Below are 20,886 nucleotides of genomic sequence, written 5' to 3' on the forward strand. Positions count from 1 at the left end.
GGCTGCAGCGAGACATCCGGGCTGCGGTAGCCGACACTGTTGACCTGCACCTTTCCGTCTACCTGCGAGCGTGGCTTGTTAATGTAAAGATAATAAGGCAGATGCTCGATTTCAGGAATAACTGCCCTGTCAACTCTCTGCCCGGCTATGCCATCAATGGCGATGCTTCCAAGCGCGATATCCAGCGCGTCAGCCTCCGCTCTTGGAACCATGATGGCACAACCGATCAGACAGAATGCCCCGATCGCCAAGAATGCTCTCACAGTAAGAAAACATTCACCGCAATCTTTACGGCAGAGTTCATTGATTTTTTGCGTGAAAGAACAGTATTAGGAGCAATGAGCGGCCCCTACGGTGTGTCCTGACCCCGCATCTTGCTTGCGTCGAGGTACCACTCCACGGTAGAGGCCAACCCCTCGGGGAAAGTGACCTGCGGTGTGAAATCGAGTTCCCGGGTTGCCGTCGCGATATCAATCGCATAACGGTAATCGTGCCCCATCCGGTCAGTCACCATGCTGATCTGTGAGGTGTAGGACTGCTTGTCGCTGCGCGGGCGAATCCGATCCAAAATCGTGCAGATCTGTGTAACCAGATCAATGTTGCGCCATTCCGACTGCCCGCCAAAGCAATAATGTTCTCCCACACGGCCACGCTGCAGTGCGACCATCACCCCGGCGCAATGATCTTCAACGTGGATCCAGTCACGGATATTCTGCCCGGTACCATAAACAGGCAGCTGTTTGCCCGCAAGGGCGCAGGTGATCATATGGGGGATCAGCTTCTCAGGATGCTGACGCGGACCGTAATTGTTCGAGCAATGAGTGACGATGGTGGGCAGGCCATAGGTGTGATGCCACGCCGACGCAAGATGGTCGGCTCCTGCCTTAGACGCCGAGTAGGGTGAGCGCGGTGCGTAAGGTGTGGTTTCGGTGAAGAAACCTTCTTCGCCCAGCGAACCGAACACTTCATCCGTGGAAATCTGGACAAAGCGGAAACCCTCACGGTCACCACCGGTTAGCGTCTGGTGATAATCCGACGCAGCACGCAGTATGTGCATCGTGCCCAGTACATTCGTCTCGATAAAGGCGTCTGGCCCCGAAATGGACCGATCTACATGGGATTCCGCTGCAAAATTCAGGACTCCAGACGGCCGGTGCCGCTCCAGCAGAGAACGCACAAGGCTATAATCAGCGATGTCGCCCACCACAAGCTCAAACCTATCGGCAGGCAGCCCAGCCACATTATCCGGAGAGCCCGCATAGGTCAGCTTATCCAGGCCAATTACCGCATAGCCTTGCTCCAAAGCGGTGCGCACGAATTGGCTGCCGACAAAGCCCGCAGCTCCCGTAACCAGCAATACCTCCATAAGTCGCCCTTTCTTGATCGCTGCCTCGCACGCAGGCGCGACGTTAAAGCTTTGCTCTGATACCATGTTAGTTATAAGCTGAGCAAGGAATAACTTTTCGCAGTAAAATCAATCATTAATTATTAAAATATTAAAATTTAAATTTATTTGAAAAATCTTTTAAATAAAAAAATACATTTATCATTTATTTCAAAGCAATTAACTTTATATTATTTAAATTTATAATTAAACATGTCGTATTTAAATTTTTTAATTCATATTTCTTTTTATTAAGGGCGGATTTTATAAAGTAACAATTCTATCTGACCGACAAGCTCTTGCGCGTCTGGAGCATTTTTAAAATGACCGGAATCTGTATAGGATTCTCACCTGTACGGACCCGTGATTCCGTGCTTCCGGATTTCGCGGACGTGCAGGTGACGCGATGGGTTGGCGACAGGGACAAAGCTCTCTTCTGATTTGCGGGCCCGGGTTCTGGCCGCAGTTGACGGTGGGATGCCGGCCAGACAGGCGGCCCTGCTGTTTCAGGTCAGTGTATCTTACATTTACAAGGCGTAGATCCGCCGGAGAAAGACGGGTGAAATCGAGGCGAGTACAGTGCGTGGGCATCGCCCCCGCAAACTGACGCCAGAACAGGAGCAGTGGCGGGGTCATCTGGCTGGTCATTGACCGACTGGGGCTGATGTTCAAAAAAACACTGCGTGCCAGAGAGCAAGAAAGGCCGAACGTTGCAAACCGGAGGCGGGTCTGGAAAGTCGTACAGCCCTATCTTGACCCTGAAAAGCTTGTTTTCCTTGATGAGACGGGCGTCAGCCTTATCGAGCGTTTCTCTCCACAGCAGTGTGCCAATTTCTTCAAAGCAGCGGCTTATGCACACTCAATCTGAAAATGCTCTATCCGCGTATTCGAGTCCTACGACCAGATCATTGCCCTCTGCTGCCAGCTCATCGACCATCCATGAAAGATCATGTCCATTGGTCTCCGCCAGTGGGCACATGAGTTTTAATCAGCCCGGGTTGGTATCAGACGAAAGGGAGGCGGTCGAACGAAGTTTTGCCGATGCCAAAGAGCTGCATGGGCATCGATATGCCCGCATGCGCGGACTTGCCAGAGTGACAGAGGAATGCCTGCTGGCGCTGCATCCCAGCCTGAATTTCCAGAAAAACAAACCCCGCTGAAACACAACGGGGCTTGTCACCGCTCTTGGAAGGGCAATGCACATTGCCCTTCCTTGATTATCAAATAAGAGGTTCGATCTCCGTAACATCCTTAAGGAGTGTGTCTGGATTATATGTGTGCAGCCTGTCTGGTGAGAGTGGTCCAGTGAGGACGCCAGCCGTTTTGACCCCTAGCTCACGCCCGGCCAAGATGTCCTCCCCGCTATCGCCTACCATCCAGTCGTCGGGTGACGGGGTTAGGTGGCTGAGGACCAAGCTTGCCTTAGCCTTGCGCTGAGCGGTTACCAGGATGAGAGAGAAATACGCTGCCCAGCCTAGATGACCGATCTGATCGCGGGCGCGGTCGGCATGCTGGCGCCCGGTGACCAACACCAGCCGAGACCGACCGGCAACGCGTTCAAGGAAATCACCAACCCCGACCAGCGGCTGATCCAGAGCCAATCTATCGGGGTCTTCGACCCGTTCCATCCAGTCCAGTCGAAAGCGGTCGATCTGATCTGGATCCATTCCGCATTTATCACGCAGCAGATTGGGCTGCGACAGACCCTGCCGCTTTAGATCCCAGTATTGCTCGAATGACAGATCTGACGATGGTACCAGCTCCCGAAACAGCCCGTAAAGACGGCGGCGTGAATCAATCAGCGTCCCGTCGAAATCAAGAAGCAGGGTTCGGGTCATGGATTGTATTCGCTTCGAAAACATGCAGCTCGTCATAGCGGTTGAGCAGAAGACTGTCAAAATCGACCCTGACATCAATCAGGCACGGACCCGTCTTGCGCAAAGCCGCAAGCACATCCGGAGCAGAGTCTTCGCTGGTGACCTTGATGTAATCAAGGCCAAACGCATAGGCCAATCGCTCGAGGTCGGGACACGAGAAACTTTCCTCATCCGCCCCGTAATAACGTTCGCCATAATAACGCTTCTGAACTTCACGCATCATCCCAAGCGTATTGTTGTTCATGACAATACACTTGATGTTCAGCGCCTTATGGCCGATCAGGTTCAATTCCTGCAAATTCATTTGCAGTCCACCATCACCGGTGACGGCAATCACCTGAGCACTGTCGCTGGCGATGCGAGCCCCGATCGCTGCGGGCAAGGAGTAGCCCATTGCGCCCAGCCCGGACGAATTAAGAAGCCGCTGCTGTCCCCGCACTTTGAATGCCTGGGCCAGCCACATCTGATTCTGTCCCACATCGGCAGCAAAGATGGCATCGTCATCCGCCCCTTCGACCAAGGTCGTCAGGAACCTGACGGGGTCCAGTTCAGTCACGCTCACGTGAACGTTCTTGCCGAATTCACGCTGCCAACCGCGCAGCATCTCCCACCAGGTCGGCCAGTCCTGAGACAGGCCGGTGCCGACGGCCTCCGTCAGCGCCTCAATAAAGGTTCTGATATCGGCATGGATGACTGTGGAATCGGTGATGACCCGCCGCAGCTCTTCGGGGTCAATATCAACGTGGATCACGTGGGCATGGGTATATTTTTCAACCACTTTACCGACTTGCCGCTGCCCAAGACGAGCCCCCAGCACCAGCAGAAGATCTGCATTGTACACGGCAAGATTGGCTTCTGTATTGCCATACAGCCCGGCGAAACCAAGCCCACCTTCAATAACATCCAGCCCGTTCAGGGTTGTCACGACGGGCAGGCCGGTCGCGTCGATCAAGTGTCGCAGTGCCTGCTCGGCTTTGGCAAGGCGAACGCCACCACCTGCAAGGACAAGGGGGCGCCGTGCTCCGCGCAGGGCTGTCAGGACCGTTTCCAGATCTTTGGTGTGCACGGGAAGCGAGGGTTCCTGCGACGGCACATAGCCTTCCAGCTCTTCGGGAACGATCGTCTTAAACTGAATGTCGATGGGAAGGTCGATCAGGGTCGCGCCGGGGCGGCCATTGGCCGCCAGATAAAACGCCTTTTCCAATTCATAACGGATCCGGCTCGGATCCGTGACGGTGACGGCGTATTTGGTGATCGACTTAACAACGCTGACGATGTCCAGATCCTGGAAACCATTCAGGCGACCCAGAGTTTTGCTGATATTGTGTGCGTAGTCTTGGCCGGTGATGAAAAGAACCGGGATCGAGTCCAGCTGGGCGTTGGCGATACCGGTGACCAGATTGGTTGCGCCGGGCCCTGACGTTGCCACCGCGACACCAACCTTGCCCGAAATACGGGCGGAACCGTCAGCAGCCAGAGCTGAAGCCTGCTCGTGGTAGTTCTGGACAAAGCGAATCCGACCGCCATTGACCATGGAATCGATGATTTTGGTTACGGCACCGCCTTGATATCCGAAAACATGATCGATCCCTTTTCCGGCCAGGAACTCGGCCACGTAATCAGAAAGAACCATCGATATCGGCATCCCCATTTTCCTTAATCCCACGACAAACCAACGGCAAAACTGACGGCGGAGGAGCGTCCCATGCCCCGCAATAACTGTCAACAACTGTAACTGTGAACGGATGTCAACATCTTATCATCCCCTTCTGAAGACTCATTTTTCCCTCTCCATCCCGGTCCCTTCCTGTATCGTGGCAGGGCTTGGGCTTTCGATGCTTTGGCAAATGGATCCCGGTGGCACGGGGAGGATCTTTTGTCCGGCTCACCCGAAGATGCGGCTAGGCACCTGGTGTATCAGTACCAGGAGGGCGAGATCCTGCGGCAGGAGCGCGCTCTCCTGAAAAAAAAGCCGCAGCCTTCTTCGCGCAGGGGGTCATGAAATGAAGCTCAGGGTGATGATGTTGCTCGCGCATATCCTTGCCGAGCTCAAGGCGTTATGCCTCACTTTGATCGTGGCCGCCAATATTGCCTGGATAACGGTCAAGCCCCCCCGGTCAGTGGCGAATGCATTGCGCCTATGAGCGGCAAGGGCAAGTGCTGTGGCAGCGCAATGGCCGAAACAGTGTTCAAAACGCTGAAGCCCGAGAGCATGGGGAGAACCGAACTCAAAGTCCGTTACGCTGCTGAAATTGTCATTGGCCGCTGCATTGAGGCCTTCTATAACCTCAGGCGCAGGTATTCAGCCTTGGGCTTCAGCAGCCCGATCCAGTTTGAGAGTTCGTCTCTCAGGAAGGGCTGCATAACGACCCGTTTGCTTTCCGCTTTTCCGGGGAAAGTCCAAGCTGCGCTTTCTGTTCGACGTGGTCATGACTGGGCACTGTTTAGGGAAGGTCTTCTGAATGTGTGGCTTTGTTGGGTTCCTGAACGGGGCAGGCCGGGGCGATGCAGATGCGGGGATTGCCCTGCGGATGGCCACAGCGATTGCCCACCGCGGGCCGGACGCCGATGCGGTCTGGGCGGAAGGGCCGGTTGCCTTTGGTCACCGGCGGCTGTCCATCGTTGATCTGTCGCCCGCCGGGGCGCAGCCGATGCTTTCACACTGTGGGCGGTATTCCATCGTCTACAATGGGGAAATCTATAACTACCGTGATATCCGGGCAGAGCTGGAGACCACCGCATACTTCACCGAGGTAGTGAAGGCATGGCGGGGGCACTCTGATACCGAAGTGATGCTGGCGGCCTTCGCCGTCTGGGGCATCAAGGCAACCCTCAGCCGTCTGGTCGGTATGTTTGCCATTGCCCTGTGGGACCGGCAGACCCGGATCCTGACCATTGCCCGTGACCGGGCCGGGGAAAAGCCGGTTTACTATGCGCGGATCGGTGATGTGCTGATGTTTGGGTCGGAGCTGAAGGCACTCCGGGCTCATCCGTCGTTCCGGGCCGATATTGACCGTGGGGCCTTGGCCCTGTTCATGCGGCATAATTACATTCCGGCCCCCTATACCATTTACAGTGGGGTGAAAAAGCTGGGCGCGGGGATGGTCCTGACGGTTCTGCCATCGGGGCAGGAGGAGCTGGAAACCTTCTGGTCGCTGCCGGAGGTTCTGCGGACCGGTGAAAAGCGTCAGACGATCAGCGACCGGGATGCGATTGACGGTCTGGAGGCGGTTCTGTCCCGGGCAGTCGGAGAGCAGATGACGGCCGATGTGCCGCTGGGGGCTTTTCTGTCCGGCGGCATTGACTCCTCGACGGTTGTGGCCCTGATGCAGGCCCAGAGCGCGGTGCCGGTGCGGACCTTTTCGATCGGGTTCACCGAAGACGGGTACGATGAGGCGCAGTACGCCCGGCAGGTCGCTGCCCATCTGAAAACGGATCATACAGAGCTGTATGTCTCGCCGCAGGAGGCGATGGCGGTGATCCCCCGGCTGCCGACGGTGTATGACGAGCCGTTCTCGGACTCATCGCAGATTCCGACATTTCTGGTCTCGCAGATGGCGCGCCGGGACGTGACTGTCTCCCTGTCCGGGGATGCCGGGGATGAGCTGTTCAGCGGCTATAGCCGCTATACGATGACCAGTGCCCTGTGGGGCCGGATTTCCCGGTTGCCCGTCCCGGTCCGGTCGGCCGCGGCGGCAGTGATCCGTGCGGTGCCGGTCGGGGCGTGGAATGCCCTTGGCAGAGTGGTCCCCCGGGCCGGAAACCGCTTTGGCGACCGTCTGCATAAGGGGGCCGGTGTGCTGTCGTGCGACAGTGTCGATGCGCTGTACCGCAGTCTGGTCTCGCATTGGCAGGAACCGGAGACGTTGGTGCGCGGCGGGCAGGAGCTGCCGACGGTGCTGACCGGCCTGCGTCCGGATCTGGGCGGACTGTCCGCGGTGGAGCGGATGATGGCTCTCGATTTCCTCAGCTATCTGCCGGACGATATTCTGGTCAAGGTGGACCGGGCGGCGATGGCCAACAGTCTGGAGACCCGGGTCCCGATGCTGGATCACCGGGTGGTCGAATATGCCTGGTCACTGCCGCAGTCCGTGAAGATGCGGGATGGCGTCGGAAAGTGGGTTTTGCGGCAAGTCCTGTATCGCCATGTGCCGCAGGCGATGATTGAGCGCCCGAAAATGGGCTTTGGAGTGCCGATTGACAGCTGGCTGCGGGGGCCGCTGAAAGACTGGGCGGAGACGCTGCTGTCGGAAAGCCGACTGCGGCAGGATGGTTACTTTGATCCCCGGCAGGTGCGTGTCTTGTGGGCCGACCATCTGAAAGGCGGGCGGAACTGGGCCTATCACCTGTGGGATGTCCTGATGTTTAATGCCTGGCTGGATGCGCAGGCATCTGGATAACGCCTGTAACGATGATATAACGCTGCTGAGCTGAAAGATGCTAAGGCATTGGTTTAGGCGTTTACGGGTCGGCAGATTTACGCTATCCCCGGCCAGTGTCCTGTTTGCCGGACAGGGGTGTATGGATTTTCAGATTTTACCTTTGTGGGGCACCTGATGGGTAACGCCAGCAAGAAGATCGCGATTATCGGACTGGGGTATGTCGGCTTGCCGCTGGCGGTCGAATTCGGCAAGCGCCGGACGGTGATCGGCTTCGACATCAATCAGGGACGGATCGCCGAGCTGCGTGCGGGCCGCGACAGCACGCTGGAAGTGCCGGAAGAGGAACTCGCTGAGGCGCGGCATCTGGTCTATTCCGCCGATAAGGCTGATCTTGCGGACTGCGATATTTTTATCGTTACGGTGCCGACGCCGATTGATAAGGCCAATCGCCCGGATCTGACGCCGCTGGTGAAGGCGAGCGAAACGGTCGGCAGCGTGATGAAGCGCGGCGCGATTGTGATCTATGAGTCCACCGTCTACCCCGGTGCGACCGAAGAAGTGTGTGTGCCGGTGCTGGAAAAGCACAGCGGCCTGTCGTTCAACACCGATTTCTTCTGCGGTTACAGCCCGGAGCGGATCAACCCCGGCGATAAAGAACGGCGGCTGCCGACGATTAAAAAGGTTACCAGCGGCAGCACCCCAGCGATTGCCGAGGAGGTGAACGCCCTGTATGCCGGTATCATCACCGCAGGCACCTACAAGGCCAGCAGCATCAAGGTTGCCGAGGCGGCGAAGGTGATTGAAAACACCCAGCGCGACCTGAACATCGCCCTGATGAATGAGCTGAGCCTGATTTTCCACCGTCTCGGCATTGATACGCTGGAAGTCCTGGAAGCCGCCGGGACCAAGTGGAACTTCCTGCCGTTCCGTCCCGGTCTGGTCGGGGGGCACTGCATCGGCGTTGATCCCTATTACCTGACGCACAAGGCGCAGGAAGTCGGATATCACCCGGAAGTGATTCTGGCCGGCCGCCGGATCAATGACAGCATGGCGTCGCATGTGGCGGATGAGACCGTCAAGCTGATGCTGCGCAAAGGTCTGCCGGTGCTGAACAGCCGGGTGCTGGTGCTGGGCCTGACTTTCAAGGAAAACTGCCCCGACCTGCGCAACACCAAGGTCGTCGATCTGATCGCGGCGCTGAAAGAGTATCATGCGCAGGTTGATGTCTATGACCCGTGGATCAGCGTTGCTGAAGCCCGCCATGAGTACGGTCTGGAGTGTCTGACAGAAGCCCCGGCGGCGGGACTCTATGACGCGGTTGTGCTGGCGGTCGGCCATCAGCAGTTTGTCGCGTTGGGGGCGGAGGGAATCCGCGCTTTCGGGCAGGCCGGGGCCGTGCTGTATGACGTGAAGAGCATTCTGCCGCTGGGGCAGGCTGACGGGCGTCTGTAAGACTGTTGTGGTGCCGTCTGACCGGGCGAAATCCGGCCTGTGGCGCCGTGGCTATACGTGAAGGCACCCCTCCGGTTCTGCCGGAGGGGTTTGTTTTTATCTGAAGCGCTTTCAGGGCAGAGCAGGCCGTGTTTCGGCTTGTTCTTCTGCGGGGGTAGATAGGATCTGCTAAGATGGCACAGGGCCGTAAACTTCTGCTTTTTGTCAATGATCCGGGCTTTCTGGTGTCGCACCGGCTGCCGGTGGCGCTGGCCGCGCGTGAGGCTGGATACGAGGTGCATACGGCAACGGCCGATGGCCCGGCAGTGGCGGAATTGCAGCGGCACGGGCTGATTACCCATGTCCTGCCGCTGTCCCGGCAGGGGCGGAACCCTTTGTCTGAACTCCGCCTGCTGGTGGTGCTGTGGCGGCTGCTGCGTCAGATCCGGCCGGATCTGCTGCATACTGTCACGATCAAGCCGGTGATCTATGGCGGTCTTGCCGGGCGTCTGGCCGGGGTTCGGGCTGTGGTGGCTGCGGTTTCCGGTCTGGGGGCGGTGTTCATCGCCACCGGTTTTAAGGCCCGGCTGATCCGCACGGTGGTCACTGCGCTGTACCGTCTGGCCCTCCGTCGTCCCGGGCAGAAGGTCATTTTCCAGAATCCTGACGACCGGGCGGCCTTCGTCGTGCAGAGGCTGGTCCGCGAGGCGGACTGTGTGATGATCCGGGGATCGGGGGTTGATCTGTCGGCCTATCCCTATGTGCCGGAGCCGGAAGGGGTGCCGGTGGTTATTTTTGCGGCCCGTCTGCTGCGTGATAAAGGGATTGAGGAGTTTATCGGGGCGGCACGTCTGCTGCGGCAGCAGGGTATACAGGCCCACTTTCTGGTGGTCGGGGCCCCCGATCCCGGCAATCCGGCCAGCGTGACGGCGGCAGATGTTGCCCGCTGGCAGGCTGAGGGCGTGGTGGAGTGTCTGGGGCACCGCACCGATATTGCTGCTCTGTTTGCAGCGGCTAACCTTGTGGTGTTGCCGTCTTATCGGGAGGGGCTGCCCCGTGTGCTGGTCGAGGCGGCGGCCTGTGGCCGGGCGGTGGTAACCACGGATGTGCCGGGCTGCCGTTCAGCGATTGAGGCGGGTACGACCGGCCTGTTGGTGCCGGTGCGGGATACCGCCGGGCTGGCGGAGGGAATGCGGGCCCTGATCACCGATGCGCCCCGCCGCCGGGCAATGGGGCAGGCCGGACGGGCTTTGGCTGAGCGGGCCTTTGATATCCACTCTGTCGTCGCTCAACATCTGGCTGTTTATCGTGATCTCCTCTGAGGTCGCTTCTTGATGCGGTGAAGAGAGCCCCTGAGAGTGATCTGACGACCAGAAAAAAGCCCGGCTGAAGAGCCGGGCTTTTTCATGAGGTGCTGGAAAGCGTTATTCGAACAGGATGCGGGGCAGGGTGGTCGCCACCGCCGGGAATAGGTAAATCACCAGCATGGCAACGATCTGCATCAGCACGAAGGGGATAACCCCTTTGTAGATGTCCAGTGTCGAGATGCTCTTCGGCGTTGCCCCCCGCAGATAGAACAGCGAGAAGCCGAACGGCGGGGTCAGGAACGACGTCTGCAGATTGATCGCCAGCAGGACTGCCAGCCAGATCGGGTCCATCCCCATGCCCAGCAGGATGGGAACGGTGATCGGCAGCACGATGACGGCGATTTCAACGAAGTCCATCACGAAACCGAGCAGGAACACCACCACCATCACAAACAGCAGGGCGCCGGTTTCGCCGCCCGGCATATTGGTCAGGAATTCTTCAACCCGGGCATCACCGCCCAGACCCCGGAAGACCAGAGAGAACAGGCTGGCCCCGATCATCATCGCAAAGATCATTGAGGTGACGGTCAGGGTGGAGCGCAGGGTCGGCACCAGAACCCCGGCCCGCAGGAACCGCAGCAGTGCCACCAGAATTCCATACCCGGCGACAATGCTCAGCAGGGCCGCAAGTCCGATCATCACCGCGTCGGATGTCGGAATCTCGGAGCGCCCGATGCGGAGATCAAAGAACTGGCGCATCAGCAGCAGCGCGACCACAGCAAGGCCGGTCAGACGGAACGGCCATGGCGAGGCCCCGGGGATCACCCGGGGGGCGGCCAGCAGCAGGGCGCCAAGCGCACCGACGGCAGCGCCTTCGGTCGGGGTCGTGATCCCGCCAAGAATAGAGCCGAGAACGGCAATGATCAGCACAATCGGCGGCACCAGAACCGTTCCGAGGTGGCGCAGGGTCTGGCTGAGCGGCTGAACATCCCGGGGCGGCATTGCCGGGGCCAGCGATGGCTTCAGGAAGGAGGCGATCAGCACATAGGCAATATAAATGCCGACAATGCAGAAGCCGGGGATCAGGGCCGCGGCGAAGACTTCCCCGACGCTGATGGTTTCGATACTGAACTTCCCCGATGCGAACTGGGCCTGCTGATAGCCGGATGACATCACTTCGGCGAGGATGATCAGCATGGTTGATGGCGGAATGATCTGTCCCAGCGTACCGGAAGAGGCGATGACCCCACAGCACAGAGACTTATCATAGCCATAACGCAGCATGGTCGGCAGGGCGATCATTGCCATTGCCACCACGGTGGCCCCGACAATCCCGGTGGACGCCGCCAGCAGTGCCCCGACCAGAATGACGGAAACCGCCAGACCGCCGCGCACGCCGCCAAACAGCTTGCCCATTTCTTCCAGCAGTTCCTCCGCCATGCGCGACCGTTCAAGGATCACGCCCATCAGCACAAACAGAGGGATCGCCAGCAGAACTTCATTGGTCATGGTGCTGAACACCCGGGGGGCCAGCGCCTTCAGCAGGTTCAGGTCAAAAACATCAAGGCTGACGCCAAGCACGGCAAAGATCACGGCGACCCCTGCCAGCGTGAACACAACCGGAAAGCCGATCAGAATGCCGGCGCACATGCCGACAAACATCAGGATATCGAGAGAGTTACTCAGCAGATCAAGCATGGCTGTCCTCCGGGTCAACGGTCGCACCGGACAGCAGAAGGCCGAGGTTGCGCAGCATCAGGCTGATGCCCTGCAGCAGGATCAATCCGCCAAAAGCCGGGATCAGGGTTTTCAGCAGGAACGAGGCCGGGATACCCCCGACAGAAATCGCCCCTTCACGGATCGCCCACGCCTTAGACACAAACGGCCAGGTGAAATACAGCAGCACAAGGCAGGAAGGAACCAGCAGGACCAGCGTGCCGATCAGGTCGATCCACAGACGGGTGCGATACCGGGCGGTGCCATAAAAAATATCAACACGGACATGGCCATCTTTCAGCAGAGTGTAGCCGCCGCCGAGCATGAACAGGGTGCCGTGAAAATACAGTTCAGTTTCATTCAGGAAAATATAACTGATACCAAAGATATAACGCAGAACAACAATGACAAACATCACCAGCATCATGCCAACGGCGGACCACATGGCAATATTGCCTATGGCACTGTTGACCTGATTCAGCAGGCCACTGACCCGCAGCAGGGGGGAGGACATCGGTAAGTCCCTTCTCGCGCCACCAGCCGCATGCGGGGGCATCCGGCTGGCTCGGTTTTTCTTGTTATCCGGTCCGGGGCAGGATGCGCCCGGACCGGAAGGGCAGGCGAAGGGGGTTATTCCCCGTAGTTGTACTTCAGGCCCCGGGCCGCGAAGACGGCGGCATCAGCATAGGCCATGTAGCTGTGCGACAGCTTACGGTATTCAAGGTAAGAGGCCGTAACAGCGCGGACCAGATCATCGCTGTGGTCGCGCAGGCCCTTGATCACCTCGCCGGCGGCGTTGCCGATGGCGACGATCACGTCGTCGGGCAGACGCTTCAGCTGCACGCCATGCTTTTCAACCATCAGCTGCAGTGCTTTGGCATTGTTGGTGTTGTATTCGGTCAGAACCTGATCGTGCAGCGACTGACAGGCAACGCGGATCACCATCTTCAGGTCGTCAGACAGGGCGTCGTAGGCTTCCTTATTGACGCCGCACTCTTCCGCCGAGGACGGTTCCCCGATGCAGGGGTAATAGTAGTTTTTGGCGATCTGATAGAAGCCAAGGGCACTGTCCGACCACGGGCCGATGAATTCCCCGGCGTCGAGCGAGCCGGACTGCAGCGCCTGGAACATTTCTCCGCCGCCCATTGCCTGTACGGCGACCCCCAGCTTGGACAGCACTTCGCTGTTCAGGCCGGTGGTGCGGAAGCGCAGGCCGCGCAGATCATCGACAGAATTGATTTCCTTACGGAACCAGCCAAAGAACTGGGCGCCGGAGTTGCCGCACAGGAACGGCTTAATGTTGAACTTGCCGTACAGCTTGTCATACAGCGCCTGCCCGCCGCCGTGGTTCAGCCAGCCGGACTGTTCGACAGCGGTCAGGCCGAAGGGCTGGGATCCGAACAGCAGAAAGGCCGGGGACTTTGATCCCCAGTACGCCGGGACGGAATGGTAAAGCTGGGCGGTGCCGTCTGACACGGCATCAAACACGCCCCGGCCGGGGACCAGTTCTCCGGCGGCGGACACTTTCACCTGCAGGCGACCGCCGGACAGGTTGGAAATACGCTCGGCCAGCATATTGGCGGCCAGACCCGGGCCGGGCAGATTCTTCGGCCAGCTGGTGACCATGGTCCACTGCTGAAGGCCCTTGGACAGTGCCGGAGTGGCCAGAACGGAGCCGGTGGCGGCAACGGCAGAGCCGACGGCTGCCGTTTTCAGAAAATCGCGACGGTTCATTGTGAGAGATGCTCCCTGTTTTCAATGGTGGGGTGAAAATCTGAGCAAGTTTTTTTCTTTTGCGGTGCGCCCGGAAGAGGGAAACCGGCGATACCTCCCATAAAGGACACTCCTGTCCCCTGTACCGCCGGTGTCCTCAGTCCGTTTGACAAAATCCGTCCCGCAGGGTGCGCGCCGATGCCCCTGCGGGACGGTGTACCGCCGGTCCTTATTTCAGGAACGGCAGAGTCAGGCCCTGTTCTGCGGCGCAGGTCCGGGCGATTTCATAGCCGGCATCAGCATGACGCATCACGCCGGTGGCCGGGTCATTCCACAGCACCCGGCCAACGCGGCGGGCGGCGGCTTCGGTGCCGTCACAGACGATCACCACGCCGGAATGCTGCGAGAAGCCCATGCCAACGCCGCCGCCATGATGCAGGCTGACCCAGGTGGCGCCGCCGGCGGTGTTGAGCAGGGCATTCAGCAGCGGCCAGTCAGAGACCGCATCAGAGCCGTCCATCATCGCTTCGGTTTCGCGGTTGGGGCTGGCGACGGAGCCGGAGTCGAGGTGATCGCGCCCGATTACGATCGGGCCCTTCAGCTCGCCGTTGGCGACCATTTCGTTGAAGGCAAGGCCAAGGCGGTGGCGCTGCCCCAGACCAACCCAGCAGATGCGGGCGGGAAGGCCCTGGAAGTGGATCTTCTGGGCGGCCATATCCAGCCAGCGGTGCAGGTGCGGATCGTCGGGGATCAGTTCCTTCACCTTGGCATCGGTCTTGGCAATGTCTTCCGGGTCGCCGGACAGGGCCACCCAGCGGAACGGGCCGATACCCTTGCAGAACAGCGGGCGGATGTAGGCCGGGACGAAGCCGGGGAAGTCAAAGGCGTTGTCCAGCCCTTCTTCCTGCGCCATCTGGCGGATGTTGTTGCCGTAATCGAAGGTGGGGATCCCCATCTTCTGGAAGGCCAGCATCGCCTCGACCTGCACCTTCATGCTGGCACGGGCGGCTTTTTCGACGGCCTTCGGGTCAGAGACGCGCTTGGCTTCCCATTCTTCCAGCGTCCAGCCGACCGGCAGGTAGCCGTTGATCGGGTCGTGGGCGGAGGTCTGGTCGGTCACCGCATCCGGGCGGACACCCCGGCGCACCAGTTCCGGGAACACCTCGGCGGCATTGCCGAGCAGGCCGACGGAAATGGCTTCGCCCTTGGCGCAGGCGTCGTTGATCCACGCCAGCGCTTCATCGAGAGAGGCGGTGGACTTGTCGAGGTAGCCGGTGCGCAGGCGCATGTCGATGCTGCTCGGCTGGCATTCCACCGCCAGCATGCAGGCCCCGGCCATGGTGGCGGCCAGCGGCTGGGCCCCGCCCATGCCGCCGAGGCCGCCGGTCAGGATCCACTTGCCGGTCAGGCTGCCGTTGTAATGCTGGCGGCCCATTTCAACGAAGGTTTCGTAGGTGCCCTGCACGATGCCCTGCGAACCGATGTAGATCCACGACCCGGCGGTCATCTGGCCGTACATCATCAGACCCTTCCGGTCGAGTTCGTGGAACTTGTCCCACGTCGCCCAGTGCGGCACCAGATTGGAGTTGGCGATCAGCACGCGCGGGGCATCGGCATGGGTCTTGAACACACCGACCGGCTTGCCGGACTGCACCAGCAGGGTTTCATCGTCTTCCAGCTGACGCAGGGTTTCGACGATGCGGTCAAAGTGTTCCCAGCTGCGGGCGGCGCGGCCAATGCCGCCATAAACAACCAGCTCCTGCGGGCGTTCCGCCACATCGGGGTCAAGGTTGTTCATCAGCATGCGCAGGGCGGCTTCGGTCAGCCAGCTCTTGCAGGTCTTTTCGCTGCCGTGCGGGGCACGGATCACGCGCTGGTTATCAAGACGGGTGAAGGCGGTCATGGTGTATCGTCTCCAACAGAATGGTCTGGTTGCTTTGGCGCGCAAACAGGGGTCTGCGTCCGCCGCAGGGCAGACGCAGGGAATAAATCTGGCCGGGCTGAGGGCAGCGCGGCGGACAGGAAAACAGCAGCCGGGTTACAGGGCAGCCAGCATCGGGACGCTGGCGGCATGGACCCTGAAGGTGGAACTCAGGCGGAAGCGGCTTCCCGGGTGCAGCAGATGCGCCACGGTTACCACCTGACTGCCCCGCAGCGTGCGGCGGATCAGCCGCAGGCAGGGTTCAGCCGGGGTAATGCCCAGCAGGTGGGCCGCCGTCATGTCAGGCAGGGTTGCTTCGATCACATGCTCGACAAGCGGGCTGGCTTCCAACCGGGTCAGGTATTCGGTGGGGGTGATGCGGGTAAAGTCCTGCTTCAGGTACTGCGGGGCCACCTGCGGATTGACCCAGCGGTCTTCCAGCTGCAGCGGCACCTCATTTTCCAGATGCACCACCCGGGAATGGAACAGCCGGGATCCGGCGGGCAGATTGAACTGCCGGGCCAGCGTGCCATCGGCAATGATGTCTTCCAGCAGCTCAACGCGGCACGAATGACGGTTACCCCGGGCGGTGATCTCGTCAGAGACCGCCCGCAGCTCCAGCGCATCCATACGGGCGGCCTGTTCAGCGACAAAGGTGCCGACGCCCTGCACCCGGGTCAGCAGGCCTTCTTCCGTCAGTTCCCGCAGGGCGCGGTGGACGGTCATCCGGCTGACACTGAAGTCCTCCAGAAGTTTCAGCTCTGACGGTAGCTGGCTGCCTTCCGCCCAGTCGCCGGAGGTGATCCGGTGGCGGATGGCATCCTTGATCTGCCGGTACCGTGGCTGCGACTGGGAAATTTTCGGTTCGGTCATCGGTCCCTCCACCGCAGGGTGCCGCCGGTCATGGTCGCGGCACAGGGGTTCAGGCCGATGGAATAGGCCAGTTCTGCCGGATGGTCCACTCGCCACAGGGCCAGATCGGCCCGCAGGCCGGGGGCAATCTGCCCGCGGTCACTGAGACCAAGGGCTTTGGCGGCATGGCGGGTGACCCCGGCCAGCGCTTCTTCCGGGGTCAGGCGGAACAGGGTGCAGGCCATCGAGAGCATCAGGGTCATGGAGGTGACCGGCGAGGTGCCGGGGTTGCAGTCGGTGGAAACCGCCATCGGCACGCCATACTGCCGCAGCAGATCCATCGGCGGCAGTTTGGTTTCCCGCAGGCAGTAAAAGGCCCCCGGCAGCAGCACGGCGACGGTTCCGGCAGCGGCCATGGCCTGCACACCGGCTTCGTCGAGATGTTCGATGTGGTCAGCGGACAGACCATTAAAGGCGGCAACCAGCGCGGAGCCGCCGAGATTGGACAGTTGCTCGGCATGCAGCTTCACCGGCAGCCCGAGGGCGCGGGCGGCCTCAAACAGGCGGCGGGTCTGGGCGACAGAAAAGCCGATACCCTCGCAGAAGGCATCCACCGCATCGACCAGCCCCTCGGCTGCCAGCGCAGGCAGCATGTCGGTACAGAGATGGTCGATATAGGCATCAGCCTGTCCGGTGTATTCCGGCGGCAGGGCATGGGCACCCAGAAACGTGGTGCGGATGTCTACAGGCCGTTCTGTCGCCAGACGGCGGGCGACGCGCAGCATTTTCCGTTCCGACTCCGTGGTCAGGCCATAGCCGGACTTGATTTCCACGGTGGTGACGCCATCCGCCAGCAGCGCATCCAGCCGGGTCAGGGCACTGGCTGTCAGGGCGTCGTCATCGGCGGCGCGGGTGGCCCGGACCGTGGAAATGATCCCGCCGCCGCGCCGGGCAATGTCTTCATAGGGCACGCCGGTCAGGCGCATTTCAAATTCAGCGGCGCGGTTGCCGCCATAGACCAGATGGGTGTGGCAGTCGATCAGGCCGGGAGTAACCAGCATGCCGTGCCCGTCAGTCACCGTGCGGGCAAGGTTTTCCGGCGCGTCGGGCAATGCGCTGCGCGGGCCGCTGTAGGTGATCAGACCGTTCTGCACCGCCACGGCGGCATCCGGGCACAGGCCATAGGCTGCGTCGCCGGGCACCATGGTGGCGGCAGTGACGTTGATCAGCAGGCTGTCCCACGGGGCGGTCATCGGGCGAAATCCTCGGCAGTCGGGATGATGAGACGCATTATGAGAGGGCCTTGCGTTGTTGTCTAGTGTTGTATAGGCTTGTCTATAAGAATTCTGGGAGGAGCGCGATGCGCCTGTTGTTTTTTGACCGTACCCTGCTGGGAGGCGGGGAAGAAACCCGTTGGGCAGAGCAGGTTCTGATCACCGTTGATGCCGCCGGAATGATCGCGGCGGTGGAGGAGGGCGCGGCCTGCCCGCCACAGGCGGAGCGCTGGTCCGGTCCGGCCCTGCCGGGGATGGCCAATCTGCATTCTCATGCCCATCAGCGGGCGATTGCCGGGCTGGGGGAGCGGTCGGGTGAGGGGGCAGACAGCTTCTGGAGCTGGCGCGATGCCATGTACCGCGCTGTCCGCCGGATGGATCCCGATGCGTTTCAGGCGGTGGCGGCGTGGCTGTATGTCGAGATGCTGAAGGCGGGCTATACCGCTGTCGGTGAGTTCCATTATCTGCATCATGATTTTGACGGCACGCCCTACGCCGATCCGGCGGAAATGAGCCACCGCTGTGTGGCGGCGGCGCGGGAGGCCGGGATACCGATCACCCTGCTGCCGGTGCTGTACAATACCTCAGGATTCGGGGCGACGCCGCCGACTGATGGGCAGAAGCGTTTTATCCATCAGGGCGATGCCTTTCTGGCGCTGATGCAGCGGCTGAACACCGCTTATGGTGCGGCCCCTGACGTGCGGCTGGGCATTGCCCCGCATTCTCTGCGGGCGGTGCCGCCGGATCTTCTGGCGGCGGTGCTGCCGGAGGTGAACCGCCTGTTGCCCGGCTGCCCGGTCCATATCCACATTGCCGAACAGGTGAAGGAAGTTGAGGACTGTCTGGCCCATACCGGTCAGCGCCCGGTGGAATGGCTGCTGGATCACGCCCCGGTTGATGACCGCTGGTGTCTGATTCATGCCACTCATGTCACCACGCCGGAAGTGACCGGCATGGCCCGGTCCGGCGCGGTGGTCGGTCTGTGTCTGACCACCGAGGCCAATCTGGGGGACGGTCTGTTCCCGGCGGAAGAGTATCTGGCGGCAGGCGGTCGTTTTGGTGTCGGCTCCGACAGCCATATCTCGGTATCCCCGGTGGAAGAGCTGCGCTGGCTGGAATATGGGGCGCGGCTGACCTCCCGCCGCCGGACGGTGCTGACCGGCGGGCCGCTGCGTTCCACCGGGCGTCGCCTGTTTGATGCCGCCCGCAGCGGCGGGGCACAGGCCTGCGGTTTTGCCAGTGGCCGGATCGCCGCCGGATACCGTGCCGATATCATCACCCTTAACGCAGACTCGCCGCTGCTGGCGGCCTGCACCGGGGATTCCCTGCTCGACGGCTGGGTGTTTTCCGGCAACGTGCCGGTGGTCAAGGATGTGCTGATCGCCGGTCAGGCGGTTGTGCGCGATGGCCGCCACCCTCACGAAGATACCCTCAGCCGTCGCTACCGCCATACTCTTGAAAGGTTGTTCTCATGAGCGACACCATCATCCTGTCCCCCGGTTCCCTCAGCCTTGATGCCCTGCGCCGGATTTACCGCGATGGCGCGCCGCTGGCCCTGAATGATGAAGCCCGGGCCCGCATGGCGAAATCCCGCGCCATCGTCGAGACCATCGCCGCCGGGGACGAGGCCGTTTACGGCATCAACACCGGCTTCGGGAAATTAGCGCAGAAGCGTATTGCCGCCGAAGATCTTGATCTGCTGCAGAAGAACCTGATCCTGTCGCATGCCACCGGCGTCGGTGCGCCGATGAGCGACGGGGTGGTGCGGCTGATTCTGGCGACCAAGGCCGCCAGCATGGCGGTCGGGGCCTCCGGTGTGCGGCCCGAACTGGTCGAGGCCCTGCTCGACCTGTACCACAAGGGGGTCTATCCGGTGATCCCGTCGAAGGGGTCGGTCGGGGCTTCCGGCGATCTGGCGCCGCTGGCGCATATGTGCGGTGTGTTGCTGGGGATCGGCCATGTGCGGGTCAACGGGCAGACCGTTGCGGCCACCGAAGGTCTGCAGGCCGCCGGGATTCCGCTGTTTGACCTGAAGGCCAAGGAAGGTCTGGGCCTGATCAACGGCACGCAGGTATCCACCGCGCTGGCGCTGGCCGGTCTGTTTGAGATCGAGCGTGTCTATAAGGCGGCGATCATTTCCGGGGCGCTGTCGGTTGAGGCAGTCAAGGGCAGCCACCGCCCGTTTGATGCCCGTATTTCCGCCCTGCGCGGCCAGCCGGGCCAGATGGATGTCGCCGCCACCTTCCGCGATCTGCTGGCGGGCAGCACCATCCACAGCAGCCATCAGGGCGAAGCCTGTCACCGCGTGCAGGATCCCTACTGCCTGCGCTGCCAGCCGCAGGTGATGGGGGCGATCCTTGATCAGATGCGGATGGCCGCCCGCACGCTGGTGATCGAAGCCAACGGCGTCACCGACAATCCGCTGGTGATGGTCGATACCGGCGAGGTGATTTCCGGCGGCAACTTCCATGCCGAGCCGGTGGCGATGGCCGCTGACCAGCTTGCGATTGCCGCGTCGGAAATCGGGGCGCTGTCCGAACGCCGGATCGCGATGCTGATCGACACCACCATCAGCGGCCTGCCGCCGTTTTTGGTGGCAGAGCCGGGCCTGAACTCCGGGTTCATGATCGCCCATGTCACGGCGGCGGCGCTGGCGTCGGAAAACAAGACCCTTGCCCATCCGGCCAGCGTTGACAGCCTGCCGACCTCGGCCAATCAGGAAGATCACGTGTCGATGGCGACCTTCGCCGCCCGCCGTCTGGGCGATATCGCCGAAAACATCGCCACCATTGTCGGGATTGAGCTGCTGGCGGCGGCGCAGGGGCTGGAAACCTGGCGTCCGCTGGAAACGTCACCGCGTCTGGAGGCGGCGATGACCACCATCCGCGCCGCCGTGCCGCGCTATGATGTTGACCGTTACTTCGCCCCCGATCTGGCTGCCATCGGTACGCTGGTGCAGACCGGCGGCTTTGACGGGGCTGTCAGCTTCGATATGTCGCTGTAAGAAAAAAAAACGGTACAGGCCGGGC

Annotated in this window: 15 protein-coding genes and 2 pseudogenes; 8 read left to right on the forward strand and 9 right to left on the reverse strand. The window is 60.8% G+C overall.

Going from position 1 to position 20,886, the window contains the following annotated elements; all coding sequences use genetic code 11:
- Positions 1 to 101: 101 nt before the first annotated feature.
- Entirely contained in the window at positions 102 to 365 is a 264-nt protein-coding gene (locus G365_RS23955) for a hypothetical protein (protein ID WP_155976329.1), read from the forward strand.
- Here the strand turns inward: G365_RS23955 and rfbB are convergent.
- Positions 350 to 1,366 (reverse strand): dTDP-glucose 4,6-dehydratase, encoded by a 1,017-nt coding sequence (gene rfbB, locus G365_RS0116070; RefSeq protein WP_019646556.1) that lies wholly within the window; start codon positions 1,364 to 1,366, stop codon positions 350 to 352. The genes G365_RS23955 and rfbB overlap by 16 nt on opposite strands.
- Before the next feature lie 694 nt (positions 1,367 to 2,060).
- Between rfbB and G365_RS24595 the strand changes: the two are divergent.
- Positions 2,061 to 2,180, forward strand: a pseudogene (locus tag G365_RS24595) (IS630 family transposase); the annotation flags it as partial.
- 217 nt (positions 2,181 to 2,397) lie between these two features.
- A pseudogene (locus G365_RS23960) lies at positions 2,398 to 2,502 on the forward strand (transposase); the annotation flags it as partial.
- A gap of 102 nt (positions 2,503 to 2,604) precedes the next feature.
- Here G365_RS23960 and G365_RS23630 read toward each other — a convergent pair.
- Both G365_RS23630 and G365_RS22000 read right to left on the reverse strand, forming a co-directional pair.
- Positions 2,605 to 3,222: an HAD family hydrolase gene (locus G365_RS23630; RefSeq protein WP_169545177.1), complete on the reverse strand. Its 618-nt coding sequence runs from the start codon at positions 3,220 to 3,222 to the stop codon at positions 2,605 to 2,607.
- The gene (locus G365_RS22000) at positions 3,200 to 4,906 is read right to left on the reverse strand and encodes a thiamine pyrophosphate-binding protein (protein WP_019646560.1); all 1,707 of its coding nucleotides are present in this window, start codon (positions 4,904 to 4,906) and stop codon (positions 3,200 to 3,202) included. Before G365_RS22000 ends, G365_RS23630 begins: the two co-directional genes overlap by 23 nt.
- An 817-nt stretch (positions 4,907 to 5,723) precedes the next feature.
- Between G365_RS22000 and asnB the strand changes: the two genes are divergently transcribed.
- From asnB to G365_RS0116110, 3 genes are all read left to right on the forward strand, one after another.
- On the forward strand, positions 5,724 to 7,661 hold the full coding sequence (gene asnB, locus G365_RS0116100) for an asparagine synthase (glutamine-hydrolyzing) (protein ID WP_019646562.1): 1,938 nt from the start codon (positions 5,724 to 5,726) through the stop codon (positions 7,659 to 7,661).
- A 156-nt stretch (positions 7,662 to 7,817) separates the two neighbouring features.
- Positions 7,818 to 9,095 carry a Vi polysaccharide biosynthesis UDP-N-acetylglucosamine C-6 dehydrogenase TviB gene (gene tviB, locus G365_RS0116105; RefSeq protein WP_026345423.1) on the forward strand — a complete coding sequence of 426 codons (1,278 nt, stop codon included), beginning with the start codon at positions 7,818 to 7,820 and terminating at the stop codon, positions 9,093 to 9,095.
- Positions 9,096 to 9,268: 173 nt separating this feature from the next.
- The gene (locus tag G365_RS0116110; protein WP_019646564.1) at positions 9,269 to 10,396 is read left to right on the forward strand and encodes a glycosyltransferase family 4 protein; all 1,128 of its coding nucleotides are present in this window, start codon (positions 9,269 to 9,271) and stop codon (positions 10,394 to 10,396) included.
- 102 nt (positions 10,397 to 10,498) lie between these two features.
- Here the strand turns inward: G365_RS0116110 and G365_RS0116115 are convergent, their stop codons facing one another.
- The 6 genes from G365_RS0116115 to hutI form a co-directional block, all read right to left on the reverse strand.
- Positions 10,499 to 12,079, reverse strand: coding sequence for a TRAP transporter large permease (locus G365_RS0116115; RefSeq protein WP_019646565.1), 1,581 nt, complete (start codon positions 12,077 to 12,079; stop codon positions 10,499 to 10,501).
- Positions 12,072 to 12,611 carry a TRAP transporter small permease subunit gene (locus G365_RS0116120; protein ID WP_019646566.1) on the reverse strand — a complete coding sequence of 180 codons (540 nt, stop codon included), beginning with the start codon at positions 12,609 to 12,611 and terminating at the stop codon, positions 12,072 to 12,074. The genes G365_RS0116115 and G365_RS0116120 overlap by 8 nt, the downstream gene beginning before the upstream one ends.
- 116 nt (positions 12,612 to 12,727) lie before the next feature.
- Positions 12,728 to 13,831 (reverse strand): TRAP transporter substrate-binding protein, encoded by a 1,104-nt coding sequence (locus tag G365_RS0116125; protein WP_019646567.1) that lies wholly within the window; start codon positions 13,829 to 13,831, stop codon positions 12,728 to 12,730.
- 208 nt (positions 13,832 to 14,039) lie between these two features.
- Entirely contained in the window at positions 14,040 to 15,713 is a 1,674-nt protein-coding gene (hutU, locus tag G365_RS0116130; protein ID WP_019646568.1) for a urocanate hydratase, read from the reverse strand.
- Positions 15,714 to 15,848: 135 nt separating this feature from the next.
- Positions 15,849 to 16,604, reverse strand: coding sequence for a histidine utilization repressor (hutC, locus tag G365_RS0116135; protein WP_019646569.1), 756 nt, complete (start codon positions 16,602 to 16,604; stop codon positions 15,849 to 15,851).
- Positions 16,601 to 17,836, reverse strand: a complete 1,236-nt coding sequence (gene hutI, locus G365_RS0116140; protein WP_019646570.1) for an imidazolonepropionase — start codon at positions 17,834 to 17,836, stop codon at positions 16,601 to 16,603. The genes hutC and hutI overlap by 4 nt, the downstream gene beginning before the upstream one ends.
- Positions 17,837 to 17,943: 107 nt before the next feature.
- Between hutI and G365_RS0116145 the strand changes: the two genes are divergently transcribed.
- On the forward strand, positions 17,944 to 19,332 hold the full coding sequence (locus G365_RS0116145; protein WP_019646571.1) for a formimidoylglutamate deiminase: 1,389 nt from the start codon (positions 17,944 to 17,946) through the stop codon (positions 19,330 to 19,332).
- Entirely contained in the window at positions 19,329 to 20,861 is a 1,533-nt protein-coding gene (hutH, locus tag G365_RS0116150) for a histidine ammonia-lyase (RefSeq protein ID WP_019646572.1), read from the forward strand. The genes G365_RS0116145 and hutH overlap by 4 nt, the downstream gene beginning before the upstream one ends.
- The last annotated feature ends 25 nt before the right edge of the window (positions 20,862 to 20,886 follow it).

Origin of the sequence: Novispirillum itersonii subsp. itersonii ATCC 12639 (assembly GCF_000381985.1) — a bacterium.
Lineage (GTDB): Bacteria > Pseudomonadota > Alphaproteobacteria > Rhodospirillales > Rhodospirillaceae > Novispirillum > Novispirillum itersonii.